We start from the raw sequence: 26,433 nt of genomic DNA on the forward strand, positions 1-26,433 counted from the left end.
CCGGCAATGTTCAGACATCCGGCCCGTCACATCAAAGTCCTGACACAAGCTGTCGGGTTCTCGATTTTGCTTCAAAAACGGATCATCCGGGAATTGTTCGGTTCACGTGGTACTTCAGCTACAATGGCGGCCCATGCTTCGGCCGTCGGCCATCGGGAATAGACCCGAAGCGTGCCGCAGAAGTTGTTTCGAATTGAAAAAGACTCATGTTTGTCGATCGTGTCGCTCTAAATTGTCAGGCCGGTGATGGCGGAAACGGGTGTAGTAGTTTCCGTCGGGAGAAATTCGTTCCGCGTGGCGGCCCCGATGGTGGCGACGGTGGAGATGGTGGCAGCATCATCATTCGGGCGGACCATAATCTGGGCACGCTTTCGAATCTGGTGGGCCACCGGCACTGGAAGGCTGAGCGTGGCGAACATGGCATGGGCAGCCAGATGACCGGCCGTTGCGGACAGGATACCGTCATCCTTGTGCCTCCCGGCACGTTGGTCAAAGATGCAAAGCACGGACATGTGCTGAAGGATCTGGAAGACGGCGAGAGTGTGATGGTCGCTCAGGGAGGCAAAGGCGGTCGCGGCAACATGCGCTTTGCAACCCCGACAAACCGTGCACCGCGCGAGTGTGAGAATGGCCATCCGGGGGAGTATCGAGAAATTGTTCTGGAACTCAAACTGATCGCCGATGTGGGTCTGATAGGAAAACCGAATGCCGGCAAATCCACATTGCTGAGTCGGATATCGCGAGCAACGCCGGAAATCGCAGACTACCCCTTTACCACCAAGTATCCGAATCTGGGACTGGTGCAGGTCGGATTTGATCACGACTTCGTTGTCGCTGACATTCCGGGCTTAATTGAAGGCGCGCATCAGGGTGTGGGACTGGGGCATGAATTCTTAAAACATGTTGAACGGACGCGGCTGCTGATTCATCTGGTCGAACCGTCGCCAATGGATTTCTCTGATCCGCTTGATAACTACGAACAGATTCGGGAAGAGCTGAAACTGTACGATGATCGTCTTGCGGATCGCCCCGAGATTCTTTGTGTGACCAAGGCGGAGTTGCCCGATGCTGAGACCTGCGCAGAGTTGCTGCGAGAGACGTCGGGTCGGGACGTGCTGCTGATTTCTTCGGCAACGGGACAGGGACTGACGGAGTTAACGCGTCTGATCGTTCAGCGGTTAACCGAGATGGATTGATTTGGCGACCAAGTAAACCCACAACAGGTGGACCATGAAAATTCTGCTGGCCAGCCCGCGAGGATTCTGCGCGGGCGTCAACATGGCGATTGAATGTCTGGACGAAGCCATTCGCCGAGTTGGTTCGGGAATCTACGTCTACCACGAGATTGTTCACAACAAATACGTAGTGGACCGCTTCACTCAGCAAGGCGTCAGGTTCGTCGATTCACTCGAAGAGGTACCACATGGTGCCATTCTGTTGTTCAGCGCACATGGCGTGTCACCAGAGATCCGACGTGTTGCCCGTGAACGTCGGCTGCAGACAGTTGACGCCACATGTCCACTGGTAACGAAAGTGCACCTGGAAGCAATTCGCTATGCAAATGACGGCTATAACATCATTCTGATTGGCCACGAAGGTCATGATGAAGTGATTGGCACCATGGGCGAAGCACCGGAAAGTATCACGCTTGTCGAAACCCCGGAAGAGGTTCAGCAGCTGCGATTCGGAGTGAATGACAAGTTGGCGTATCTGACCCAGACGACGCTCAGCGTTGATGAAGCCTCGGCAGTGATTTCGGCATTGAAAGAACGGTATCCTCAAATCGAATCGCCAAAGAAGGAGGATATCTGCTATGCAACAACCAATCGGCAGGATGCCGTCAAACAGCTGGTCGAACGGGGTGACGTATTAATTGTGCTTGGAAGCCAGAACAGCAGCAACAGCCGCCGACTAATGGAAATTGGCGCGAGTCGCGGTGTGCCGTCTTACCTGATCGACGGTGCGGTGGAGATGAAGGCCGAATGGTTTGAAGGTGTTGAAACGGTGGTTGTGACCGCAGGCGCAAGCGCTCCGGAAATCGTCGTTCAGCAGTGTATTGACTATCTGCGGTCAAATTTCGGCGCTACTGTTTCGGAAGAACGCCTGAGAGAAGAGAATGTTCATTTCAATCTTCCGCGTGAGTTGCAGCAATTGAAGGTTGAGCAGCGTTTGTGAATGCTTTTCCCGGACAAACAGATCATTCGTCGAACATTGAGGGCATTTGCGCTGGAAAATAATTTCCGAAAGAACCACCTGAAAGAAGGTCCGCTTTTCGGTAACGACGTTGTTTATGAGGGTTCGTGCTGTCATGATTCACGGCCTGCCTGTTTGTACGCCCCGCCCCGTGCTTCGGAATTTCTGATGAGATACCAACGTTTGTTGACTCATCAATTGGCCACCTGTGTGGTTGTCTTCGCCATCATGTGTGGATTGCCCGCTGCTGCCTTTGGTGCCGCATGCACAACGTTCACCAGTGAAGAAGAAGCGCCGGCCGCGACATTCGAATCTCACATACGACCTATTCTGAGCTCTCGATGTGGCAAGTGTCACAGCGAGACCGTTCAGAAAGGTGAACTCAATCTGGCCACCATGTCGGACCTGCGTCGCGGCGGCGAATCGGGCGAATCTCTGATTGCCGAAACCGTCGGCGACAGTTTGCTTTGGATCATGATCGAAAGCGGCAGCATGCCGCCGGAAGGTGAACCACCCCTTGCGAATGACGAGCGGTTGTTGATTCAGCAATGGCTTCGAGAAGGTGCAAAGTCCGCCGAACGAACAGAATCAATCAGGGTGACTCAGCACGACGTGCTGCCGATCGTTTTGCTGCGATGTGCCGCGTGCCATGGTGCTCGCCTGCAGCAGGGTGGTGTCGACATGCGAAGCGTTGCGTCAATGAAAGCGGGGGGGAAGTCAGGCCCTGTGCTGATTGCTGGTGATGCCGGTGCGAGCCGAATGATGGAAAGGATTGAAACCGAAGCCTGTCCGCCGCGAGATCAACTGTTGAAGTATTTCGTCAAACGTCCTTCCGCCGGCGAGGTAGACACGCTTCGAAAATGGATTAATGAAGGAGCCGTTGAATACGACATCCAGCCGGATATTGCGACAAATGAACCGGATCCTTCGGTGACAGATGAAGATCGGACGCACTGGGCGTTTCGCGCACCGGTTACGACCCGAACGGCGACTTCGATTGACGATTTTATTCTGCCAAAGCTCCAGGCGGCTGGCCTGCAATTTTCCCCACGCGCGGATCGGGATACGTTGATTCGCCGCGCCTGTCTTGATTTGACAGGCCTGCCGCCGACCGTTGAAGAATGGCGTCGCTGGAGAGAAATGCAGGACGAAGACTGGTTTTCGCAGCTGGTGGACCATTTGCTGGAATCACCCCGATATGGAGAACGCTGGGGGCGGTACTGGCTGGATGTCGCGGGCTATGCTGATTCTGAAGGAGGTGTTTCAGCGGATCCTGTCCGTGAGGTTGCGTGGAAGTATCGCGACTACGTCATTCGATCATTCAATGCTGACAAACCATATGATCGGTTCCTGCTGGAACAGCTTGCGGGAGATGAATTGCAGGATTGTGATGCGGCGTCTGCCGAAGACGTGACCGAACAGATGGTCGACAATCTGATCGCGACGGGTTTTCTTCGGATGGGTATCGACCAGACGGGTTCCCGGACAATGAACTTCGTACCCGAACGCCTGGGCGTCATCAACGACGCCATTGCTGTCCTGGGTTCTGGTGTGCTGGGACTCACGCTGGAATGCGCTCGGTGTCATTCACACAAATATGATCCCATCCCCCAACGTGACTACTATCGTCTGAAGGCCGTGTTCCAGGGAGCGTATGATGAACATGACTGGCTGACATTCCGAAACCGCGCGATCGAATTCGATACGGCGGCTCGACGCAAACGGGTGGCGGAAGTGAATCCGCCGCTACTGGCTCAGCTCAAGAAGCTGAAGGCTCAGCTGGCCCAGGCCGAAACGGTTGTCAAGCTGCAGTTGCTTCGCGAGCATTATCCGGAACAGAAAGAATCCGATCGGCAGGAAACTCTCCAGGCGCTGAGGATTGCAGACAATAATCGCTCTCTTCCCCAGCGCGTTCTGGTGGAAATGCTTCAATCGGCTGAGATTATCCCGGATCACCTTCAGCCCGAAACGGTAAAGCAGGCAAGAAGACAGGTCGCCGACTTCAACGACCAGATCGAAGCAGTTCAGCTTCGTCTGGAGCCACCGCTCCGCATTCGGGCGTTGTGGGATCGAGGAGAGCCATCTCCCACTTACGTCCTGCGGCGCGGCGAACACGAAAAACCTGGTCCACTGGTAGGGCCTGGTGTGCCCATGGTATTGACGGATGGCAAGACGCCCTTTGTTGTTGAACCGCCATTCCCTGATGGTACCCCGAAGACGGGCCGCCGCCTGGCGCTGGCTCGCTGGCTGGTGCAGCCGAACCACCCTCTCACGGCCCGAGTGATCGTCAATCGTATCTGGTTCCACCACTTTGGTTCAGGCATCGTTCGGTCACTTGAAAATTTTGGTGTGAAAGGTGATCGGCCAACACATCCGGAATTACTGGACTGGCTTGCATTGACGTTTGTTGAGCAGGACGCCTGGCATATCAAGTCGCTGCACCGTCGCCTGATGAATTCCCGTACTTATCAGCAGGCGAGTCTTGTGACCCAGCAGCATCTGGATCTGGATCCTCAAAACCATTTGTTATCACGCATGAACGTCCATCGTATGGATGCAGAAGCGATTCGAGATTCGTTTCTGGCGGTGAGTGGTCGCCTGGACTTGCGAGAGGGTGGCCCGCCGGACTTTATTTCCGTCGATCACGATGGGCTTGTCAGCACAAAGCCAACGGCTGATGGTCATTGGCGTCGCAGTGTGTATCTGCAGTATCGGCGGACAGAAATACCGTCGCTGATGGCGACCTTTGATTACCCCGTCATGGGCCCCAATTGCGTCAATCGAAGTCAATCCACGGTGTCGCTTCAGGCACTGATGTTGTCAAACGGGCAGCAACTGCACCAACTGGCAGCGTCATTTGCCGACCGAATTCTGGAAGCGACGTCGGGGGCCAGTTCGGGATTGGCTGATGAGATCAGTCGCGTGTACCAGATGGCATTGTCACGTCTTCCGGACGACGAGGAAATGGCGCTGGGAATGTCGGCGCTGAAGGAGCTGGAGACAGCGTGGGGCGGGGATCATCGTCGCGCGCTGGCGACGTTTTGCCACACGATCCTGAACTCGGCAGAATTCCTGTACGTCGATTGAATCACGCGGTGTGGATCAGGCGATGTGGATCACGCGGGCTGCCACACCAGAATTTCACCTTTTCCTGGTACGGAAAGATCTCCGGAGTAACGCTGGTAGCAGCCTTCGCTGACGTCGAAGGGAAGATTGATACCATGCTGTTTCAGATGCTGAGCATACAAGTTCATGAAGGTGGGATTGAATTGGTTGGATTCTGCAAAGGTCGGCATCATGGTTAGTGGTTTGAGAGAAATGATGGTGCCACGATTCATCCAGGCCCCAGTACGAATCTCAGCGCCACTCATCAGGACAATGGTGCCACCTTTCATCTGCAATCCGGTGAAATCTTTAGCTGGCCCGCCCAGGACAATGGTTCCTCGGCGCATGCGGAGGCCCACTTCCAGTCCGGCCGATCCATCGACAATGATCAGGCCATTCTTCATTCCCTGCAGCGAACCTCGGTAACCACCACCGATCTGACCGCCGCCGTTTCCGTGGACATGGATGAAACCGTTTTTCATTTCGGCGCCGATCCAGTCGCTGGCATGACCGTGGACTTCGATCCGCCCACCTTTCATATAGGCGCCCAGGTGCATCCCAACAGCACCAAAGACGGTCAGCGAGCCTTTCGTCATTGCTCTGCCGACCCAGCGGAGCTTGGATGTCGTTCCGTGCAGCACCAGATCATCGCTGCCGTCCCCTTCAACGTCAAAGAATTCCTCCAGTGGTACCTGCCGCTTACCGTGGTAGATCGTCAGCTTTCGGATTTCAGCGTTTGAAAGAGGGCAGATGACATCCGGCGAAAGGACCTCTGCTTCGAGGGGAACTGCAGGTTGTTGTTTGAGATGGAAAGTGGTTGGCATCGTTCGATCGAGTGGCTTCCGGAGGGACGAGTTCACGGTACTAAGAACGCTCAGTGTGATCGAGCTCAATCTTACCCGGAAATCGGGGCGAGTAACACATGACATCGCTGGTCTGCCCGATTTGGGGTCGAAGCAGGCCTTGTTTGCTGAAGGTGCCTTTGCTCCCTGCGCATCGTTACGTGGCCTGAGAATTAACGGAGAAACTGAAAATCTGACGGCCAGTCAGGGCTGGTCGGCGACGGTGGTTGCGGCGATGACGTCCACTGTGGCCGCGAGTATCCAGGCACGTCGATGCTCAAGACGTTTGTCCCAGAATTGCAGGTAGTGCTGATAAGCAGGATGGCGGTCAGCCTGTTCTTCGAGCATGTTCCGCGTTTCCGCGACGAGTTCCTTTTCTTCTTCGAGGGTGATCTTTCCGACAAGCACCCGAGTCCGCAGGAAAACGAAGTACGTGTCCAGGACATCGCAACGGCAGTAGTCGTTGATCCTGTCTGCGTGCCCCTGTTCATAGAGCCCCTGAACCTGAGAGCCATCAATGCCCGACTTACCAGGTTTGTCGATAAGATTTGCGAGCATGTTCAGGCCACCGCTGACCCGCACTGCACCAAAGTTGGAAAAAAAATCCTGCAGGTCGATGTGTGTATCCAGGTTGTATCGATTCCGTGACTGTTCAAATGACCGCGAGTCGACATTGAACCAGGCGGGCACACTGATTCCGTATCGAAACGCGCCGAGTTCCAGGACGGGTATGTCGTAACCCCTTCCATTGAATGTGACGAGTGTAGGACGATCGTAGTGTTGCCAGCCCTGCCAGAAACGTCGTGTGATTTCGGATGGTCGAAATTCAGGTGCATCCAGAACTGTCAGATCCCTCAGGCGAAAATCACCGCCGACCTTCGCGACGGCCACGGAAATGGGTTGTACGAAAGTGGGTGGAATGACGTCTCGCCCGGTCGATTCCAAAAGGTCTTTGCGATAACGCTCAACGGCTTCGATGGGTGTCAGTTCTTCATCCGGGTATCGGACGCGTTGTATGAGATCACCATCCCCTACAGCCTCGACATCGAAAATCAGGTATCGAACATCGCTCATTTCTGTTTCTATCCTTACCCTGAATCGCTCTTGCTGCGAATTCGAACCAGCGATTTGCTGTCCGCTTTCAATTCCTCGGCGTGTTGTGTCCAATGCTGACGATAAATGCGTCTCGAGGCAATCGAATGGGCTGTTTGCAGCGAGTGAATTGCAAACCCAACCAGCGTACGCTGAAAAATGGTCGTTCGTTCGCTCCAAACTGAATGTACTCCACCGTTCCTCCCCAACCGTCAACCATCGCATGTCTGATAACCGCCCCAATAACACATCCCCCTCCATGCCGGTGGATCAACTGGAAGAACAGGCTATCCGCGGTCTGACCGTCGCGTATCAGCGCATGCGTCATGAAATCGGGAAGGTCATCATTGGTCAGGATGATGTGGTCGATCAGTTGCTGATTGCCATGTTTTCCAGAGGTCACTGTCTGCTGGTGGGGGTCCCGGGACTGGCCAAGACACTGCTTTGCAGCACGATCGCTTCCATACTTCAATTGTCGTTCCGACGCATTCAGTTTACCCCCGACCTGATGCCTTCAGATATCACCGGAACCGATGTGCTGCAGGATGATCCGGAGACGGGGCGTCGAGTCTTTCAGTTTATTAAGGGGCCGCTGTTCACAAACGTGTTGCTGGCAGATGAAATCAACAGAACGCCCCCGAAGACTCAGGCAGCCCTGCTCGAAGCCATGCAGGAGCGTCATGTGACTGTGGGCTCTGAAACCTACGCTTTGCCCGAACCTTTCTTCACTCTGGCGACCCAAAACCCAATCGAACAGGAAGGAACCTATCCACTGCCCGAAGCACAGCTGGACCGCTTCATGTTCAATGTGGTTGTGAGCTACCCCACTGCTGCTGAGGAACTGCGAATTCTGAAACAGACAACCGGTGCTGACAAACCCGAGGTCAATCCGGTGCTGACAGGGAAGCAGATTCAGGCATTGCAGGAAGTTGTTCGGCGAGTACCCTGTGCCGAATACAATTTTGTCTACGCCCGCGACATCGTTCGGGCCACCCGGCCTGGCGAACCGGAATCTCCGCCGTTTATCAAAGAACTCATTTCATGGGGAGCTGGTCCTCGTGCCGGTCAGTTTCTGATACTTGGCGCACGGGCTCATGCGCTGCTGCAGGGGCGGTTTCACGTCACAACGGACGACATCAAAGCCGTTGCAAAGCCCGTGCTTCGGCACCGCATCATGACGACGTACGCCGCAGCCAGTCAGGGCATCACACCGGATACGGTGATCGACCGTCTATTGAAGTTCGTTCCCGTCGAGCTTCACGAACGCGCCCGCCGGAAAGTGCAGCCAGGCTGATTTCGGAGAGAAGGAAGTCCGTCAGTCGAACCTGTGATCGCAAGTGTATTGACGATCCGTCAGCCATCCGTGAAGTTGGCGACATCGGTAAAACCGGTGATGAAAGCGACTGCAGAGGACGTGAGGCTTTCGCGTTGAAGAACCACGCGGCGGCTGAGGTTCTCAGGCCGGGCCGGGAATCGATGAGGTTGCCGGAGTCGTCGTTCAGATGGTCGACAGCCTAATCATCCATCGGCATGGGATCGATCGATTCGCCGTTGTCGATTTCGATGCGACAGTCGGGCAGACTCTGAATAAACAGTCGGCCGTACGGCTTCGTCAAAACCCGGGGATCGAGAATGACGACGCGTCCGGAATCCTCACGATGTCGAATCAACCGCCCGAAGCCCTGCTTCAGCTTGATCACCGCTTCCGGGATCTGATATTCCTGAAAGGGGTTGCCACCGCGTTCCCGGATTTTTTCGAGTCTTGCTTCCAGAAGTGGATGATCCGGCACACTGAAGGGAAGCCTGGGGATAATGACATTCTGAAGTGCGTCCCCCGGAACGTTCACACCCTGCCAGAAACTATCCGTCCCGAAAAGTACGGCTCGCGGATCGTTTCGAAAGCGGTCCAGCATGGCTGATCGTTGCAAACCCCTGCCCTGACAATAAAGGGTCATGTCGTTGTCAGCGAACCAGCCCGCCAGTCGCTCGGCACAGAACTGCATCATGGAATAGCTGGTAAAAAGGACAAATGCCCGGCCATTCGTTTCCTTTAGATGTCGCTGCATCCGCCGGCAGCACTCCTGTTCGAATGCTTTGGCGTGGGTTGCAGGGTCCGGCATGCCGGACGAGAGGATCAATCTGGCCTGGTGACGATAATCGAAGGGGCTTCCCAGGCGGATGTCATTGCCATCGGTCAGTCCAATGCGGGACCGGAAGAATCGGAAATCTTTCGAACCGGTGGCCAGGGTCGCACTGGCAAGGATCACCGACGGAACTTCATTAAACAGCTGATCCCGGAGAATCGCACCCACTTCAACCGGCGCGCTCATCAGCGTAATGCGTTGTTTGGTGGTCCCTGACCGATCGACCCAGTAAACGCTGTCGGTGGTACGTTGCTGTGCCCATGCCGCAATTGTCTCGGCCATCATCATGCAGCGGTTTCCAGCCGATGCCAGTTCAACCTGATCTCCTTCATTGACCATGCGTTCGCTGGCCAGCAGGATCATCTGTCCCAGCTTTCGCAGTTCTGCGGTCAGATCATTCGGTATGTCGACTGGGCGATCGAGGCGACCGTTGGATCGACTGAATCGTCGTGACCAGTCATCAACCGCGTAGAAGTACGTCTGAGCATGATGCTGAACGCGACGAACCTGTTGTTGGGCATCATTGAGTTTGTGAACGATCAGGATGCCGCGTTGGGACCGATCGTTATAGAGCTTGTTCAGCAGGTAGTCGACCTGGCCTTCTGAAATGCTGAATCCCAGATGATCTGCTGCGACGGATTCGATCGTGTGTGCTTCGTCAAAGATGACGGTGTCATAATCGGGCAGAATACTGGCACCGTCACGTCGGAGTGAAAGGTCCGAGAAAAACAGTGCATGGTTGACGATCAGTACGTCAGCATTCCAGACGCGGCGTCGAGCTTTGTAGTAAAAACAGTCGTTGTGCGAAGGGCATTTCTTGCCCAGGCAGTCACCGTGATCACTGACGACATCATCCCAGACTTCGGGCTGCGGCCGAAACGACATATCAGCGCGGCTGCCGTCTGTGGTTTTTTGAGACCACGCAAGGATCTGTGAGAGGCTGCGTTGTCCATCGCCATCGAACATGGTCCGCTGGCTGCTGCGTTCTCTGGCCTTGGCCAGACGTCGAAGACTGATGTAGTTGCCACGTCCTTTGACCAGCACTGCAGAAAACTCTGCGGGAAGAACTGCTTGTAAAAAAGGGATGTCCTGCTGAATCAACTGTTCCTGCAGGCTGATCGTGTGTGTGGAAATGATGACACGATGTTTCCTGTCTTCTGACATCGATGCGTGCTGGGCTGCCAGAATCGCCGGAACAAGATAGGCGAAGCTCTTGCCAACGCCAGTGCCGGCTTCAGCGATCAGATGTTTGCGACGTCGAATCGCGTCGTAGACAGCTTCTGCCATATCGAGCTGTTCGGTACGTGATTCGTATGCTGCCAGTCGCCTGGCAATCAGGCCCTGATCACCAAGCACGTCGCGAACGGAGAAGATTTGATCCGTCATTCGATTGCCTGATCGGCGCCTTCCGTTTCCGCGTCCATCAGAAGCTGATCAGCAGTGACAAATTTATCAGTCAACAAGTGAATCATTGCAATCACGGTCGGTTGTGAATTGCCGTCTTCCAGGGATGCAGCAGAATGAATCTCCATCGCCCGATCGAACGTAACCGGGTTTTCCAGCGCGACGCTCACGGCGGTTGCCAGCGAACTTGTTGAGCCGTTTGGTAGATGATTCATCTGCGAATGAAGAACATCGTTCATCAATAAGAGTGAGTCGCCCGGGGCCATCGTGACAGCTACGTCGGTGTCCATCGGCGTGAGAATACCCAATAGATCGCGATTGCCGTCTTGAGCCCCCTCCCCCTCCTGCTTCAGTGTGTGGTGATAAACACCAAACGCCCCAGTGCCGTACACCATAACCTGAGTGCCTGCCTCATTGAAGACGGCAACGACAACAGATTCAAAATTCAGCGGAGCCATCCTTGCCTGTGCCAGACTGAGTGCAGCATGAACACTGCTGGCCATCGCCAGTCCAGCCTGAATTGCTGAGAGGAAATTGCTGACGATGGTTGTGCTGTCGAGCGCTGAAGCAAGCGTGAACACAGTGGCAAAACGAACACCATGCGGGCTGACCCGGCTCCCGGAATAGACTCTCTGCTGCGCAGCTGGCGCGGTGAATGCGCGAAAGACGGTTCGAAATCCACTTCCGGAAAGCATATTTGCACTTGCTGGTCGAACTTCGTGATCTTCTCGCCCGCGTTGACCAGCCCTGATCATCACTCTCAGAGCAAATGCCGTTACGTGTCCCAGTACGGCAAGGCATTCGAGATCTCTGGGCTGAAATGGCTGGTTCTTGCGGCTGGTTTCCAGCTGAATGACCGAATGACACTGGTTGTCGCAATCCAGCATGGGCAGGCACATGATGAACCGGTGAGAAAGGTCCTCCATTCGTGGCGACGACAGGTCAGACAGATTCCACTCGTCCACATACAGGACGGCGTTGCGAGTCGTGGCGGCGTAGGTGATCAGCGGCACACAGAGGTAGTTCAGATCATTTTCGTATCGACTCTTCGATTGAAGAACACGGTAGCGGTCAGAATTCAGTGGAGTATGGACGACCGTAATGCGTTCCGTCGCCGGAATTTCAAGAAACAGCAGGCGAGAGAATCGGCTCAGTAAGTCTGTTGGATTTTCCGAACTGCATAGTTCTCGGATTGTGTTGAAGGTCGATTGAAGCTTGCGAGTGGCTTCAGCGGCAATAATGGGCGCAGATTCTGTGAGTGACATTGCCACCTGAACGGTGATGCGGGAATCGCGAACCCCTTCGCCGGCTTTCGCGGTCAACACAAGATCGCCACTCTGAACGATCTCCCTGTAAATGGACGAATCACCAGTCATGCCGTCCTTGACTTCAGTGGGGCCGACGGCAAATCCAACGCCGCTTTCCGATTCCTCATCCAGAACAGACCCGGTGAGATAGATGAACTGGATCGTCGAGAAACTGAGCAGGTCACCATTGCGCAGCACCTGACGGTCGTGAAGACGATAACCGTTCAGGGAGGTCCCGTTGCGGCTGTTGAGGTCCAGCAGGAAGTGGCGCCCCGCATCGTTTTCGATACGCGCATGGGTACGGCTCACTGCCTGAGACGAGATCACCAGATCGCAGTGTTCGTCCCTGCCAATCAGGATGGCTGAGCCTCGTAATTCAACTGTGCGACCGCGCTCTCCATTGGAGATCTCCTGAAGAACAGCCATTACGAACGCACTTTCCGTGGGAGTATCATCGCGGTGTTTGAAACTTAAAGTGCTGTTGAAGCGGGACGCTACTTCTTTTTTCGTTTTCTATTCGGATGGGGAACATCATCGGGTAATTCTCCGGCCATTGGCGGAGTTTCAAAAAAGGCACCGTCATCAATTGTCCGCGGGTCTCTGGTACTGGTGAGCACTTCCATCAACTGGTTGTTCAAACGTTGTCGAGTCTGTTCATACGCAGGATCCGCAGCAACGTTGACAACCTGATGAGGGTCTTTCCGCAGGTCGTAGAGTTCTTCACGTGGTCGCTTACCATACGCCATACTGTAGATCTGTTTCCACATGGGATCGTCCCGATTTGTAACTAACCATGCCTTTGTTGGACCTGCGTCCTCATCCGGGAATGTTACAAACGTGGATTCCGTAAGTTCCTCCACTGTAGGGGGAGTATTTGACCCCAGATTGTAGGGATCTCCCATAGGGTTCCGATCGGGCTTGAAATTGATGATGTACAGGTAGTCGTTGGTTCGAAGGGCTCTTTGGGGGTAAGGCAGGTAGCCAGCGCGTGCCATCTCCACGTGGCGCTCACGCCCGGTGACGACCCAGGTTCGATTCCTGTCAACCAGTCCGGATTCTGACGAAGAGAGCGTGGGCCACAAAGATCTGGCCGTCATCACACTGGGAATTTCGACACCGGCCGACTCAAGAAAAGTCGGCGCCAGGTCGGGTAGATTGACAAAATCGTCGACAACTCGATTCCCGGGCACTCCGGGACCGGCGATTGCCAGAGCGACAGAGGTCCCGAAGTCGTACAGATTGCATTTTCCATGCGGAAATCCAGGCGCGCCATGATCACCGCTGATGACAATCAGCGTGTTGTCGTAGAGATTTGCTTTCTTTAATTCTTCCAGAAACACACCGATGGCTGCATCAAATGCCTGGGCCTCGCCCAGATAGTCGGCCAGATCCTCGCGCACTTCGGGAACATCTGGAAGAAAAGGCGGCATTTTTCCCTTGAGGTCATCCGGCTCAATGTTCCACAGCTTCTTCCCGGATCCCTTGATCCATTTTCTGTGGACGTTGGTTGGACCGTACCAGAATGCGAATGGTGATTCGGATTCCCGGTCCTCAAGGAACATCTGGAAATTCCGGCGGACCTCGTTTAGTACCGACTGTTTTGCGTCTTCCAGCTCTGTTCCTTTTGCGACCATGCTGGTCACAGTCTGGGAGAACTGATTGACGCGGCCCCCAGCCTTCTGATACGAAAATTGCTGCCCGCCGAATGGAGCGTCGGCAGGGGTTCCCGGGCTCCAGACTTTGTACGATTTACCAATGTGGTACCCGGATTCCTTCAGAAGCAATGGCCACGCGGGTATTGAACTGTCCCAGACGGCTCCCTGCAGAATGGCTCCTCGACCCGTACGCCAGAAGTATTGCCCGGACAGAAGTGAGCTCCGGCATGGGGTACATGAGGGGGCATTGACGTGAGCATTTCGGAACAGAACGCCGCGTTTCGCGACGGCATCGAAATTTGGCGTACTAATGACGTCGTTGATTCCGGGGCGACCGTCTTCTTTTGAGTAAATCCCTGCGTAACGCCCCCAGTCGTCCGCGAACAGGAAGAGAATATTCGGGCGATCTGTTTTTGGCTCCGCAGCCGTCAGTACTGCGGGCAAACAGGTGATCAGGGCTGCCATAAGAACGGTATGGCGCAGAGCAGAACGGTTTAGAACAGCAGTCATCCAGGATCTCCTGGCAGCGGATTACGGTTCGACACCCTCAAAACAGGGACCGCATCTCCGAACCAAATGAACAGAAAGGCAATGTTGGAACTCTGTCAAAACGCGGCCCATTCAGCAAGTCCCGGGAAGATCATCATGGGATTGCGAGCCGTATTGCCCGTGGATCCATTGAGGAAAGGCCGTCAAAAATATTTGTAACAGATCTAAAGGGTCTCCGCTTAGCTCAGTATCAACAACACTGGGGAACGCAAGAGACCGGCAGACTTGCGAGACCCTTCTTTCAAACATGCCGGATCTGGAGAAGAGAAATGCTGAAGCGAATCCTTTTTGCAATGTTGCCAATGGCCATGGTTGTCGCAAACGTCAACGCGGACGACAACGATCTGAACATCGATGTTGCGTCGATTGCTGATGCTGATGTGAACGTCCTCGACACCGCACTCGACGTTGATGTCGATCAGTTGACCGAAGACGCGGGCACCGAAAGTGGCACGGACGCGGTGGAGGCATGCTTCCGGAGAATGGGTTACTCGTGTGGTGGATGGGGTTACCGAAATCACTGCTGGAACTCCTGCTACCGAGGCTGGAACTGCTGCCAGCCATACTACAACTACACGAGCTACTACTGCTACCGACCGCTGTACACCTGCAGCTACGTCGCGACACCCGTCTACAACTACTACTGGGGTTGTCACTAACAGCTGGCTGCAGGGCTCAGGAAGGCGACGCGTCTGACGGGTTGCTGGATCGGCCCTGTAACCAAGCCTGCTCAGCCGAGAACTCGGCGTTTCAAGCGAAGCCCGGCGAACTGCGTATGCGGCCGCCGGGCTTTCTTCGTTTCGCCGTCTGTTTGCTATCTGGTTCTGATACTTCATTCGTTGTTTTACGTCCTTTAAATCCAGGAGCCTGTCATGCGACTCGCCAATAAATGTTTTTCAATTGTGATCCTCGGATGCATGGCGGCCGCCGGCAACGAGGCCGCTATTGCCCAGATGCCGGGAGATTCGGGAATGCCGCCAGCCGGGCAACAGATCCCTGGCACCACAGCCATCACATCTGGTCCAGACGTCAGTCCGACAACGACCAATCAGGTGAACCAGCCAGTGGTTTCACCGGACGTTGTCCATTCAAATCGTTCGGATCAGGTTCTGGGTATCCCTTCGTCCTATTGTGGACATGTGATTGACCTGCTGATGAGAAACCGCATGCGACAGCAAATGGGTGTCGGCGGCGAACAGCAGCAAGTGCTCATGCCTCAATTTTCAGTACCAGTGTCGGTTGGAGATCTCTCGGTTCAGTCCGTCCAACTAGTCTCGGAAGGAACCCCTGACTGTGGACCGGTGATCCAGGTGACAATGCACAACAACAGCCAGGTACCGATCGGGAATTTTCGAGTCTCGGTTGTGGCAGTGCTGGGGACCATCCACGTGCATTCGCCCAGTGCGACAACGTTCGTTCATCGAATGGAACCCTGTGAACACCAGCAGTTGCAGATTCAGCTGCCAGCCTCAGCGATGAATATGCCGTTGGGTTCACAGCCGTTGGGTTCACAGTGGAGTCCGTTTGACGTGTTGGTCGTCGCTGTGGACAGCTTTGACGAATTGATCGAAAGTGACGAACTGAACAATGTGCAGATTCTCCGTCGATCAGAACTCCAGCCTGTTGTGGTCACAACAACGCAAGTGACACCAACTGCACCGGGGACAGGTGAATTGAATACCGTCCCGAATGCTGCGGCACCCGATCAGGCGCAGCCGAGTCCACCTGCGATCGACAGTATCGACGTCGACAAGCTGAATCTGGGGGACGCGGAGTCAGCCGCTTTATTCCGTAGGTGAAAGCCGCCGGTCGTTGTTTTTCTGAAGACGGGATGAGCCCTCGGCTGCGGTCGTGGGCTTTCTTACTTACCAGCGACGTGTTTCAGGTACTCGCCGTATTCATTGGGGAATTGACTGGACAGAGCGAGCAGCTGTTCACGCGTGATCAGTCCCTTCCTCCAGGCGATTTCTTCCGGACACGAGATCTTTAAACCCATTCGCTTTTCGATCGCCGCAACAAAATTTCCCGCGTCAAGCAGGGAATCGTGTGTACCTGTATCCAGCCACGCAAAACCTCGCGACAGGATTTCGACGTGAAGCCGGCCGCGAGCCATGTATTCCCGATTGACGTCTGTGATCTCCAGCTCTCCTCGCGCGGATGGCTTCAGGTTTTTTGCGATGTCAACGACTTCGTTGTCGTAAAAGTACAAACCTGGAACAGCAAAATTAGATCGAGGCTGCCTGGGCTTCTCTTCCAGTGAAATGGCTTTGCCGGTCTTGTCGAACTCGACCACACCATAGCTTTTGGGATCGCGAACTTCGTATCCGAAAATCGTCGCGCCGTGTTCAAGCGATGCAGCGCCCATGAGAGTGCCCTGAAAGCCCCGGCCGTAAAAAATATTGTCGCCCAGAACGAGAGCGACATGATCGTCTCCGATAAAATCGGCTCCAAGAATGAAGGCTTGTGCCAGACCGTCCGGCCTGGGTTGTTCGACATAAGTGAATGCCATTCCCCAGGCCGAACCATCTCCCAGCAGCTTTCGGAAACCCGGAAGATCCCGATGTGAGCTGATGATCAGCACTTCCCGAATGCCCGCCAGCATCAAAGTTGACAGTGGGTAGTAAATCATCGGTTTGTCATAAACGGGGGCCATTTGCTTGCTGATCCCAAGTGTCAGCGGGAACAAGCGGGACCCTGTCCCTCCTGCCAGAATGATTCCTTTGGAGAAGTAGCTCATGAGAACACGTACCGTTTGAAAGAAGGGGAAACAGGCAGCAATTCGGCATCATTTCGCCGTCAACACAACAAACACAACCTTCCATACGAAATCGGCCCCGTATTTCTGAACCGATCCGTGTTCAGGGCAGATCCGAAATCGCAGTGTGATGACGGGACTGGCCAGTTCAAACCGGCCCACACACCTGGCTGGAGTCCGGCAGAAACTGCCGAAATGCCCTAGCCTGAGTCCCGTGATTTGCATATCTTGCCATGGGCTCAGCAGAATCGCTGCCTGTGTTGGTGCAGGCAGGTCCGTTTGTCCTGACATCTTATCTCAGGATTCTTCGGCGAATTTGCTGCATTGGGATACTGTTTTTGCCTGGTGGCCGACGTGAAGTTTGTCGGCATCCTTTTTCAATGCAGGGAGGCATTGATGTCTGTAATCCGATTCTTACACTCCGATCACCTTCGCCTGGCTTCGCCATTGTCCGGGCTTGCCGATTGTCCGGACTGGCTTCGTCGGGCGGCTGCCTCTGCCGTGCGGCGATCCGTGGTCAGTCTCTTCGAAACTGCGGCGGCCGCCCGTTGCGACTTCCTTCTGATTGCTGGACGATTGACCGAATCGGAACAGGATCTTGATGCTGCCGTTCGCTGGCTGCTTCCCCATGCCGAACAGTTGCGCGGGGCGGGCATTCAACTGGTGCTGACTGGCTACAAACGCAGCGAACAGGCGGCCCTGCTGCCATTGGGGGCTATTCTGTGTGAGCCGCACGACGTGATTGAGGTATGGAAGAATCCGCACAACGAAATTCAGCACCATGTGCACGCTGTTCGTTCATATCGCGACTCGTCCGGCCATGCTGCGGGACTTCGAAGGACGGACAGGTCGTTCTGGCTGGAGAACCACACACAAAACTTCGAGACACCAGAGCGGTCCAACAGGGTGGCGGGAACCGGGGAACTGCGTTATGTGACGGTCTCCGGGATCAAGGCCAGTCCATCGCCCGGGGCTGCGGGGTCGGAACGGCTTTCTGGTGAGACTGCGACCGGGTACTCCACGGCGCGATCTCTTACCGTCACTGCCGGTGCGCCACAAGCTGTTGGCCCATCCGAACAGGGCGTTTTTGGGTGCCGCATTGTCGAGGCCGACACGATGCACCAGACATTGACGGCGCGATTCTGCGAAACAGATACGTTCCGATTTGTTCGGGAGACGATCAACAGCAGGCAACCCATGACATCGGCGGGGCTGGTTTCAAAACTCGCCGAATGCAGCCGTTCATTGACCAGTACAACGGGCAGAACACTTGTCATCGACTGGGTTGTTGATGGGTTGTTTCAGTCGGAAAATCGAAGACTTGGTGATCTGGACGAAACGTCACTACTGAAAGAGCTCCGCAATCAGATGCAGGCCGGGCATTCCGGAATCTGGCCAAGACGAATTCAATACAGCAGTGATGCGGCGTTCACTGCGGCCCCAGGAAGCTCACTGGCCGTTCAGGAGTTTCTGAAGGTATCGGCCGAACGAAACAACCTTCACGAAAACACTTTTGCCTCCGGAACAACAGAACTGATCCGCGGACGACATTCTGGTGCTGACACGGTGACGGGGCTGAACCTGCTGGCCCGTGTTGCATAGCCCGCGGTCGCAGCATTCGTTCCTGACGACATTCAACATATTGCGAAGGATGAGCCAAACTTATGTACGTTCAAGATCTGAACCTGAATCGCTTTGGAACATTGTCGGATATCCATCTGAATCAACTGTCACAAGGGATTACTGTTTTCTGGGGCCCCAATGGTTGTGGAAAGACCACGGTCGTACAATTTGTACGCGGATTACTTTCCGGCTTTCATGATGCCTCGGCGTTCAGTAACTCTTCGGTAGCCGAGGGTGGATCGCTTCGCTTCCGTTCGGGTTCCGGCCTTTACGATCTGAACCGAACGCGACATGTGGCGGGAGCAGAATCGTTCCGGGTGACAGAGCTGCCTGCCGGCCAGTTGGCCCCGCGGCAGGACAATCACCTTCCGGCATGGGTCAATGCCGACGTTTTTCGTGAAGTCTTCAGCGTGGGTTACGACGAGGCTGACCGCTTCGATCTGCTGACGCGACTGTGCCTTGATTCCGGCATGGGGACAATGTCACTGGAAAGCGAAATTCGATCGACCGAACTTGCACTGCAGCAGGCGATCAGCGAGCGAGACGGCTATGGCGCACAGGCGGGCATTGCCCAACGCATTGCAGAACTTCGCCGCAAACAGAATGGTTTACAGGATGAGCTCGCTCGACTTCGCCGCCCCGCTGCAGACCTGCCCGAACGAATTCAGGCGCTGATTCGTGAGATTGAGGGCCTGACGGCATCGATCGATCGGATTGACGTGCGTCTCCGAGAGCTGGATGCAGAGATTGACCGACTTGAAAAACTTCTGATAGAGCTTCGTCGCCGCAACACGCTGCCGCTGGATCGGGAAGCGATCGAGGCGCGAATTCGGACGCTCTCGTCGCGGCTGGATCGTTGGCGATCCATTCGCGAAAGCATCGCGCGTGAAACAAACGTTGCGCATTTCAGCAGCGAAACCGATCTTCGCCCGCACGACTCTTTGTTGTCGGTGCGGGCGCTTGTTGCGCGGCTGGAAGATCGTGTTCAGAGTCTTGCCGGCACCAGTCGGGAGGGTCAGTGGACGGAATCGGACTGGAAGCGTGAAGCGTCAGCAGTCCGCCAGCTGCAGGCGGAAACAGCAACGCTTTGCCGGTACCTTTCGCAGCATGAAAACGCGGTGGCGATGCATGAAGAATCACTTGAACAGCTGTTTGCTGAACGTAGTCTGACGAACGCGTCGCAAATGGAACTGCTCATTCAGGAACGCATTGCTGCCTTGCGAGCGGAGCTGAATCGATCAGACGATGTCCTGGCAGATGCTGCCATCCCGGTTTCTCCGGATCCCTGCCGCCATTCACTGCACCAGGATGCCTGGTCTTCTCCGCATGCTTATGGGACCCGGCTGCGGTCAGAAGACGATGTTGAATCAGAGCTGACTCGACTGCGTGCGGAGCGAACCCGACTGGTCGCCGACAGGGGTCAGCACGAAGAAACCCGGCATACTCGCCGTGCACTGCTGGAACGGCTGAGGAGCGAGCTGGCTGCAGCAGCAACACTGGAGCAAATCGACATGCTCCGCAGTCAGATTGCTGAAATCGACGCTCAGATTGAACTGCTGGAAGATCGCAGACGACAGCTCGATCACACCGAACGCAATCTGCGAGAAGTGATTGAACGACTGAAGGCTCGTTGCCAGCCCAGAGTTCTTGAACTGGCAACCGTCTATATCCGACGATTGACTGATGGACAGTGCTCGCAGTTGCTGTTGTCATCATCGCCCGGTCCGCAAATCATGGTTGCTTTCACAGACCGACCCGAACCGCTCAGCATTTCGCAGCTGAGTCGTGGAACTCGCCATCAGGTGGCTCTGGCACTGCGGCTTGCTCTGATCAGGGTGCGCAGTGAAACGAATTCACACGTGCCACTCATTCTGGACGATGTGTTTATCACCTCGGACGATGATCGGGCAGAAGCTGTTGTGGAGCTGCTGACGGAATTCGCAAAAGCAGGTCAGCAGATTGTGTTCTTCACATGTCAGAAGGATGTGCGAGATTTATTTATCCGCTTCCATGCAGACGTCCGGACGTTTGGGAACCGAGTTGTGCCGCCTGCACCTCAGCCGGTTTTGAAGGCTTACGTGGAAGAAGTTCGGCCGGTTCGAATGGTCGTGCCGGAACCGGTCGTCGTACCGCCTCCCGCTCCAGAAGCTGTCGTGGTTCCATCACCACCAGTGGCATCCACGCCCAGTGTTCCCGGAAGCACAAACTGGTTGTTTTATCTGGAAGTCGATCACGGGATTGATGACCTTGCTGGCGTGACCCTGGCAGAGCTGGAAGCCTTGCGAGCTGCGGGGATTCATCAGATCGACGATCTGTTGCAGCGGACGGTTTCTCAGTTGAATGATACTTTGCAGCAGGCGGGATATTCGGTTGCAAGCGAACGCCTGCAGGCGTTTCGGGGTCAGGCCGAATTGACTTGTCGCGTACCGATGCTTCGACGCAGCGATGCTGCTCTTCTGTTCGCAGCGGGAATCCGTTCCGTGGACGATTTGAAGTCGATGCGGCCTGAGACGGTTTACGATCGAATTGTGGCCTTCCAGCGTTCTGAGGCAGGCAGCCGCTTTCGGCGGGCCGGCCGATTAATTGATCGCCAACAGGCGATCAACTGGGCGCGATGGGGCCAGCATGCCCGATCGCTGTCAGAAGCGCGAGCTCAGCGTTCACGGTTCAGTCACCGAAGTTCGACACGCATCGCCCGAACTCCGGATAGCCAGGACGACGCTCAGCGGCTGGTTCGTCGGGACCGGATTCGTCAGGCATCTTCCACATCACGTCGCAGGCCGCTGCTCAGTACCGATCGCGATGTGAATCAGCGTCGGGCACGTCGGCTGGCTCGCCGCCGCCGTCTGGCCGCTCAATCGCGATCCATGCGCACGGGTTCTGAGAGCACACAGAGGGGAGATCAGGCACGAGAAACACAACGCGATGCCGGAAGATCTTCGGTCCGAACGACAACTGACCGCACTGCGGTGATTGAACGTCCAGTGATGCTGGCCAATGTCGAGGGCAAGGATCTTCGCTTCTTTCTGAGTCGATCGAGCGATGTCGAAGCAGCCCCGTCCATCGGTCCCCGGACTGCGGAAAGTCTCTACGCTCTTGGAGTTCGGACTGTTGACGACCTCTTGACGATCAGTGCAGAGACTCTTGCGATGCAGATGAATCATCGTCGTATTACCGGCTCGGTCATCGAATTGTGGCAGGCTCAGGCGCGGCTTATGTGCCAGGTTCCGGAGCTTCGTGGACACGATGTGCAGATACTGGTCGCGTGCGGAGTGCTGAGTCCGGAAGATTTGTCTCACCGGGTTCCGGAAGAGCTGCTTTCGGTTGTCGAACCATTTGCGAATTCACGGGAAGGTGAACGCATCATTCGCAATGGCCGCAAGCCGGACCTGGAAGAGGTGAGTGACTGGATCCGATGGGCGGGAAGTGCCCGAGCGTTTCGTGCTGCGTAGGCCTGATCCACACGCGCGGGCGTGACCGAACAGAATGACGTCGTACCAGAATGACGCCTTAAAAAAATGACGTCTGTATCAGGGACGTCTGTATCAGGGACGCCTGTATCAGGGACGTCTGTATCAGGGACGACAGTAGTGGATATTCGCGCCATCAGGAGCTCGACTGCTTGCTGCAGTCGGGCTTTTTTAAGCATCCTGCCAACCGGGGCTGCCTCATGTACAAAAACATAACTCGCCTGTTTCATTCGTTATCCGGGGTAAGGATGCTGGTGCTGATTCTGCTTGCGGGTTTAATCGACTCAGGTACCCGCCAGAACTGGGCGGATGAACGTCAGGAAGGCACTCCGCGATATTCGATTGAGTTCGACGTGCTGACTCAGCCGCTGCCAAATTATCGGATTCAGGCCCAGAAATGGGGCCGCGTGTTTCAGCAACTGGGCCTGAATGTAAAGTTCAGAGACGGACGACCTGGCGAAAGAACCCGCGTCGAGAACGTTGACCGTTCCGTTGGTCTTACCGCTTTGATCGTCGGTATTATGGAGCCTGACGGGCGAATTCTCGTCCGGGATCAGAAGTTCAGCATGACCGCCCCGGCCCCCCTTGTGGATATGGTTGAGCAGGTTCGTGTCTATGGCGCGGCGGGTCCCCCGGATCAAAATCCGACGTGGGGGCTAACCGATGAACAGTTTGCTTTTGTGACACGTCTGCTGGCTGAACCAGTCGCCGAACAGATCGAAACGCGCAGTGCCGTCGAAGCAATCGAATCCATGGAGTTGTCACCGGTCTTTCAGCTGAGGTTCGCAGACTCTGCGAGAGAAGCGGCTTTGACGCAGGCCGGAAATGACAAAATCAATGAGTTGCCGATGCAACTGACAGGAATGTCACGCGGAACCGCTCTTGCCGTCATTCTTTCGCAGTACGGCCTGGGATTTCGAACGCTCGCATCGCAGCAGCCAGGGAAATACGTCATTGAAGTGCATGCCGGGGGTGAAGACGACAACCTTTGGCCGGTCGGCTGGAAGACGAAGGAACCGTTAATTTCTGTGATGCCGGACTTGTTTAAGTCCATCGATTTTGAGCTCGATGCGGTGGAATTTGATGGTCTGGTCGAGGTCATCGCGGAACGAATCCATCTGAAACCATTTTATTCGTCCTGGGAGCTGAAGGCGGCTGGTATCGACGTGGGCTCACTCCAGTACTCCCGCAAACGCGACCGTCTGTCGCCATATCGAATGTTTCAAACGCTTGGGGACAAATTCAACATGGGGCTTGATGTGCGGTGCGATGAAGCCGGACAATGCTTCCTGTGGGTATCAACAGCGAATGAATCTCGTGCATTTCGTCAGAGATTTGCTCACGTGATCCCCGGGCGCCAATAATCTCCCTGCAACTTTACGAAAAGGCCCTGTTATGTTCCCGCCAGGCGAATTACTGATAACCGGACTGTTCAGTGTGGCCAATGTCTTTCTGACCACCGGGCCGCTTGTGGACGATGCGAAGAAAGTCGTGGCTTCGGCCGTCGTCGTTCAGGCTGAAGAGCCAGATGCTGATCAGCCTGCTGAGAAAACCGAGAAAAGCCAGACCAGGCAACTACGAATCCGCGCAGAGAAGCAGGAGAGGGAAGGCGGAACCAAAACCGTTCCGCTCATCGAAGCAAAGCCGGGGAGAATCGAAGTCCGTGTCATTCATTCAGAATCTGGTGACAAAGCGGAAAACCCACAAGCAACAGATGATGTAACTGAAGATTTCCAGAACGAGGTCCGTGAACTGCGCAAAAAGCTTGTTGATGCCATCAGAAACGATCGGCCTGATGAAGCGGAAGAGACTAAGAAACGCCTGTTGAATGCGATGAAGCGTCAGGCTGAGCAGCAACAAAATCCCGGCCACGAAATGCGAGTCATTGAGATCCGTCGTTCGAGCGAAGATCCCTCGGGTGAAGAAATTGTTGTTGAGGAAGAACGGGTCATCAGGGCAGCAGGGGAAACCCCGGCGAAGAGACTGCCGGAGATTGCGGAAGCTCAGCGTGCGCAGCTCCTTAAGCGACGGGCAGAACTGGAGGCTCGGGAAAAACACCAGAATGAGATCGCTCATCACGAACAGGAAATGGCCAATCACCGACGTGAACAGGAACGACGTGAACAAGAAGGGCGTGAACGAGAACAGATGGAGCGAGCACGTCTGGAGCGGGAACAGATGGAACGCCGCCGTCATGAAGCTGGTCACGAACCTCGTCACGAAGGAGATAGTCCGGATCAGATGATGCGTCGAATTCATGCGTTGCATGAGGCGGCCGAACGACTGCAACAGGGCGGCCTTCAGGACATGGCTCACCAGCTGCGGCAACAGGCGGCAGAAATGGAGCGCATGTTTGATCGTATGCAGCATCGGAATGGCGGACCGGACCATCCACCGGTCGAGGCCATTCACCATTTGTCGGAACAGATCGAACAATTACGCGGCGAAGTGCGTGAGCTCCATGAAAAACTCGAAAGACTGACTAACATGCTCGGCGAAGCGCGTACTCGCTGAACAATGCCCAATCGAATCGGCCGCAAATGAATCTGTCTCTCCGGGAACTCCGTCATGCTCGATGACGCCAACACACTGCTCATTCTTGGGGTGGTGCTTGTGGCTGGCACACTTGGCGGAGCGGCGGCCAAACGACTTAACCTGCCTTCCGTCACCGGGCAGATTATTGCCGGAATCCTGATGGGCTCATCCGTTTTGGGTGTGCTCAGCCACGAGAGCCTGCATCGACTGGATCCTCTGGTCGACTTCGCTCTCGGGCTGATGGCCGTGGCCGTTGGTAGTCACCTGAACTTCCGAAGGCTCAAGGTGGCTTACCGTCGGTTGTTCTTGTTGCTCATCCTCGAGGGAACACTGACTCCATTGCTGGTGTATATCGGGGTCATCGGGTTTTCGCAGATCACCTGGTCAACTGCGTTATTGCTTTCGGCAATTGCGGTTTCCACCGCCCCGGCAACAGTGCTCGCGATCGTCAAAGAGACGAATTCCAAAGGCGCGTTTGTGACAACGCTGCTTGCGGCAGTGGCGCTCAACAACCTGATGTGCATCATCCTGTTCGAACTGGCACGCACGATCGCCAAAGCCGCCATCACACCGTCCGGTGTTTTTGAAGCCACGGCTTTGATTGAACCGCTGGTACAGGTGGGGAAGAGTCTGTTGCTGGGCACGATCACTGGCGGCGTCCTGATAGTATTGACCCGCCATGTCGTGCGGTCCGATCGACTTGCGGCTCTTTCGTTGACGGCCATCCTTCTGACCGCAGGACTGACAGCGCATCTTGGATTATCTGTACTGCTGGCGTGCCTTTGTTTTGGAGTGACTCTTGCCAATGTTTCTCCGGACAAAGAAGAGATCGGGCACAGAGTCTTCGAAAGTTTCGAACTCGCCATCTTCGCTGTGTTTTTTACTGTGGCCGGGATGGAACTGAAGTTTGAAACGCTGGCGATCGGCGGATTGCTTGCCGTGATGACGTTCGTCATGCGAGCTCTGGGTAAGATCGGTGCTGGTTGGATCGGCATGAAACTTGCCGGAGCCACGAAACGGATACGTCGCTGGATTGGTGTCGCTCTGATTCCGCAGGCCGGGCTGGCTGTTGGGCTGATGCTGCTAATTACCGAGGATCAGGAGTTCGTTTCAATTCACGAACTGTTCCTTGCTGTTGTATTGACGATGGTCCTGCTGAACGAAACCGTTGGACCCGTGTTGACACGAATCAGTTTGCGAAAGTCCGGGGACTTCGGTCGGGATCGCGCTCGAGTGCTGGACTTTTTGTCCGAACACAATATCACTGTGAACCTGGCAGGACCGTCGAAAGAGGAAGCGGTACGCCAGCTGGTCAGCCTGGCCGTAAGCGTCAATAAATTATCGGTGGATACCGAAACGATCGTCCAGGACGTCATGAAGGCCGAAGGTGTGGTTTCGACGTGCGTGGGGGAAGGCCTTGCTCTGCCACATGCTCGACTGGACGAGGGTACGCATGTGGTTGGTGCCATGGGAATCAGCCACAAAGGCCTGAACCTGGATACACCGGACGGCCGACCTGTGCACTGCATGGTTCTGATTCTGACACCTAAAACAATGCCCGAACGCCACTTGCAGGTGCTGTCTGCCCTGGCATTTATTGCTCATGACGAATCCATTCAATCGACGCTCTACCATATTGATTCGCCCACGCATGCAGAAGAACTGCTTCATCTGGACGAACAGTTCGAGGGATGGAACCACTACCTCGAAGAGGACTAGTGCTTCGGCTGGTGAAGAACCTGATCCAGCGAGACTTGCC

The 26,433-nt window shown here is 55.2% G+C and carries 17 protein-coding genes; 11 read left to right on the forward strand and 6 right to left on the reverse strand.

Annotated elements, in window-relative coordinates; translation table 11 throughout:
• The first annotated feature begins 206 nt into the window (after window positions 1-206).
• The 3 genes from obgE to R3C20_11195 all read left to right on the forward strand — a co-directional run bounded on the left by obgE (window position 207) and on the right by R3C20_11195 (window position 5,280).
• A complete protein-coding gene (gene obgE, locus R3C20_11185; protein ID MEZ6041063.1) occupies window positions 207-1,196 on the forward strand; it encodes a GTPase ObgE in 990 nt (329 codons plus the stop codon).
• 34 nt (window positions 1,197-1,230) lie between these two features.
• Window positions 1,231-2,175, forward strand: coding sequence for a 4-hydroxy-3-methylbut-2-enyl diphosphate reductase (ispH, locus tag R3C20_11190; protein MEZ6041064.1), 945 nt, complete (start codon window positions 1,231-1,233; stop codon window positions 2,173-2,175).
• 186 nt (window positions 2,176-2,361) lie between these two features.
• Entirely contained in the window at window positions 2,362-5,280 is a 2,919-nt protein-coding gene (locus R3C20_11195; protein MEZ6041065.1) for a PSD1 and planctomycete cytochrome C domain-containing protein, read from the forward strand.
• A gap of 29 nt (window positions 5,281-5,309) precedes the next feature.
• Here the strand turns inward: R3C20_11195 and R3C20_11200 are convergent, their stop codons facing one another.
• Window positions 5,310-6,122 (reverse strand): formylmethanofuran dehydrogenase subunit C, encoded by an 813-nt coding sequence (locus tag R3C20_11200; GenBank protein ID MEZ6041066.1) that lies wholly within the window; start codon window positions 6,120-6,122, stop codon window positions 5,310-5,312.
• A 222-nt stretch (window positions 6,123-6,344) separates the two neighbouring features.
• Window positions 6,345-7,214 (reverse strand): 3'-5' exonuclease, encoded by an 870-nt coding sequence (locus R3C20_11205; GenBank protein ID MEZ6041067.1) that lies wholly within the window; start codon window positions 7,212-7,214, stop codon window positions 6,345-6,347.
• 337 nt (window positions 7,215-7,551) lie between these two features.
• Here R3C20_11205 and R3C20_11210 point away from each other — a divergent pair, with 337 nt between their 5' ends.
• The gene (locus R3C20_11210) at window positions 7,552-8,526 is read left to right on the forward strand and encodes a MoxR family ATPase (GenBank protein ID MEZ6041068.1); all 975 of its coding nucleotides are present in this window, start codon (window positions 7,552-7,554) and stop codon (window positions 8,524-8,526) included.
• A 220-nt stretch (window positions 8,527-8,746) separates the two neighbouring features.
• On the opposite strand, the gene R3C20_11215 is transcribed toward R3C20_11210, so the two are convergent.
• From R3C20_11215 to R3C20_11225, 3 genes are all read right to left on the reverse strand, one after another.
• Window positions 8,747-10,762: a helicase C-terminal domain-containing protein gene (locus tag R3C20_11215; protein ID MEZ6041069.1), complete on the reverse strand. Its 2,016-nt coding sequence runs from the start codon at window positions 10,760-10,762 to the stop codon at window positions 8,747-8,749.
• Window positions 10,759-12,513, reverse strand: a complete 1,755-nt coding sequence (locus R3C20_11220; protein ID MEZ6041070.1) for an FHA domain-containing protein — start codon at window positions 12,511-12,513, stop codon at window positions 10,759-10,761. The genes R3C20_11215 and R3C20_11220 overlap by 4 nt, the downstream gene beginning before the upstream one ends.
• A gap of 68 nt (window positions 12,514-12,581) precedes the next feature.
• Window positions 12,582-14,252 (reverse strand): sulfatase, encoded by a 1,671-nt coding sequence (locus R3C20_11225; GenBank protein ID MEZ6041071.1) that lies wholly within the window; start codon window positions 14,250-14,252, stop codon window positions 12,582-12,584.
• Window positions 14,253-14,560: 308 nt separating this feature from the next.
• Between R3C20_11225 and R3C20_11230 the strand changes: the two genes are divergently transcribed.
• Together R3C20_11230 and R3C20_11235 are read left to right on the forward strand one after the other, a co-directional pair.
• Window positions 14,561-14,950, forward strand: a complete 390-nt coding sequence (locus R3C20_11230) for a hypothetical protein (GenBank protein MEZ6041072.1) — start codon at window positions 14,561-14,563, stop codon at window positions 14,948-14,950.
• Window positions 14,951-15,163: 213 nt separating this feature from the next.
• The gene (locus tag R3C20_11235; protein ID MEZ6041073.1) at window positions 15,164-16,090 is read left to right on the forward strand and encodes a hypothetical protein; all 927 of its coding nucleotides are present in this window, start codon (window positions 15,164-15,166) and stop codon (window positions 16,088-16,090) included.
• Between the two features lie 62 nt (window positions 16,091-16,152).
• On the opposite strand, the gene rfbA is transcribed toward R3C20_11235, so the two are convergent.
• Window positions 16,153-17,028 carry a glucose-1-phosphate thymidylyltransferase RfbA gene (gene rfbA / locus R3C20_11240; GenBank protein ID MEZ6041074.1) on the reverse strand — a complete coding sequence of 292 codons (876 nt, stop codon included), beginning with the start codon at window positions 17,026-17,028 and terminating at the stop codon, window positions 16,153-16,155.
• 414 nt (window positions 17,029-17,442) lie between these two features.
• On the opposite strand from rfbA, the gene R3C20_11245 reads away from it, so the two are divergent.
• The 5 genes from R3C20_11245 to R3C20_11265 all read left to right on the forward strand — a co-directional run bounded on the left by R3C20_11245 (window position 17,443) and on the right by R3C20_11265 (window position 26,393).
• Window positions 17,443-18,648, forward strand: coding sequence for a hypothetical protein (locus tag R3C20_11245; protein MEZ6041075.1), 1,206 nt, complete (start codon window positions 17,443-17,445; stop codon window positions 18,646-18,648).
• 62 nt (window positions 18,649-18,710) lie between these two features.
• A complete protein-coding gene (locus R3C20_11250; GenBank protein MEZ6041076.1) occupies window positions 18,711-22,121 on the forward strand; it encodes a DUF4332 domain-containing protein in 3,411 nt (1,136 codons plus the stop codon).
• 218 nt (window positions 22,122-22,339) lie between these two features.
• Complete coding sequence (locus tag R3C20_11255) at window positions 22,340-23,503, forward strand: hypothetical protein (GenBank protein MEZ6041077.1); 1,164 nt, start codon at window positions 22,340-22,342, stop codon at window positions 23,501-23,503.
• Window positions 23,504-23,534: 31 nt separating this feature from the next.
• The gene (locus tag R3C20_11260) at window positions 23,535-24,653 is read left to right on the forward strand and encodes a hypothetical protein (protein ID MEZ6041078.1); all 1,119 of its coding nucleotides are present in this window, start codon (window positions 23,535-23,537) and stop codon (window positions 24,651-24,653) included.
• A 54-nt stretch (window positions 24,654-24,707) separates the two neighbouring features.
• Window positions 24,708-26,393 (forward strand): cation:proton antiporter, encoded by a 1,686-nt coding sequence (locus R3C20_11265; protein ID MEZ6041079.1) that lies wholly within the window; start codon window positions 24,708-24,710, stop codon window positions 26,391-26,393.
• Window positions 26,394-26,433 lie beyond the last annotated feature (40 nt).

This window comes from Planctomycetaceae bacterium, from assembly GCA_041398825.1.
Taxonomy (GTDB): Bacteria; Planctomycetota; Planctomycetia; order Planctomycetales; family Planctomycetaceae; genus F1-80-MAGs062.

Coding starts and splice junctions, on each gene's coding strand:
- R3C20_11205 (MEZ6041067.1), bottom strand. CDS start 7,214: ATGAGCGATGTTCGATACCTGATTTTCGATGTCGAGGCTGTAGGGGAT.
- R3C20_11255 (MEZ6041077.1), top strand. CDS start 22,340: ATGTACAAAAACATAACTCGCCTGTTTCATTCGTTATCCGGGGTAAGG.
- rfbA (MEZ6041074.1), bottom strand. CDS start 17,028: ATGAGCTACTTCTCCAAAGGAATCATTCTGGCAGGAGGGACAGGGTCC.
- R3C20_11200 (MEZ6041066.1), bottom strand. CDS start 6,122: ATGCCAACCACTTTCCATCTCAAACAACAACCTGCAGTTCCCCTCGAA.
- R3C20_11235 (MEZ6041073.1), top strand. CDS start 15,164: ATGCGACTCGCCAATAAATGTTTTTCAATTGTGATCCTCGGATGCATG.
- R3C20_11260 (MEZ6041078.1), top strand. CDS start 23,535: ATGTTCCCGCCAGGCGAATTACTGATAACCGGACTGTTCAGTGTGGCC.
- ispH (MEZ6041064.1), top strand. CDS start 1,231: ATGAAAATTCTGCTGGCCAGCCCGCGAGGATTCTGCGCGGGCGTCAAC.
- R3C20_11245 (MEZ6041075.1), top strand. CDS start 17,443: ATGTCTGTAATCCGATTCTTACACTCCGATCACCTTCGCCTGGCTTCG.
- R3C20_11210 (MEZ6041068.1), top strand. CDS start 7,552: ATGCGTCATGAAATCGGGAAGGTCATCATTGGTCAGGATGATGTGGTC.
- R3C20_11250 (MEZ6041076.1), top strand. CDS start 18,711: ATGTACGTTCAAGATCTGAACCTGAATCGCTTTGGAACATTGTCGGAT.
- R3C20_11265 (MEZ6041079.1), top strand. CDS start 24,708: ATGCTCGATGACGCCAACACACTGCTCATTCTTGGGGTGGTGCTTGTG.
- obgE (MEZ6041063.1), top strand. CDS start 207: ATGTTTGTCGATCGTGTCGCTCTAAATTGTCAGGCCGGTGATGGCGGA.
- R3C20_11230 (MEZ6041072.1), top strand. CDS start 14,561: ATGCTGAAGCGAATCCTTTTTGCAATGTTGCCAATGGCCATGGTTGTC.
- R3C20_11220 (MEZ6041070.1), bottom strand. CDS start 12,513: ATGGCTGTTCTTCAGGAGATCTCCAATGGAGAGCGCGGTCGCACAGTT.
- R3C20_11215 (MEZ6041069.1), bottom strand. CDS start 10,762: ATGACGGATCAAATCTTCTCCGTTCGCGACGTGCTTGGTGATCAGGGC.
- R3C20_11195 (MEZ6041065.1), top strand. CDS start 2,362: ATGAGATACCAACGTTTGTTGACTCATCAATTGGCCACCTGTGTGGTT.
- R3C20_11225 (MEZ6041071.1), bottom strand. CDS start 14,252: ATGACTGCTGTTCTAAACCGTTCTGCTCTGCGCCATACCGTTCTTATG.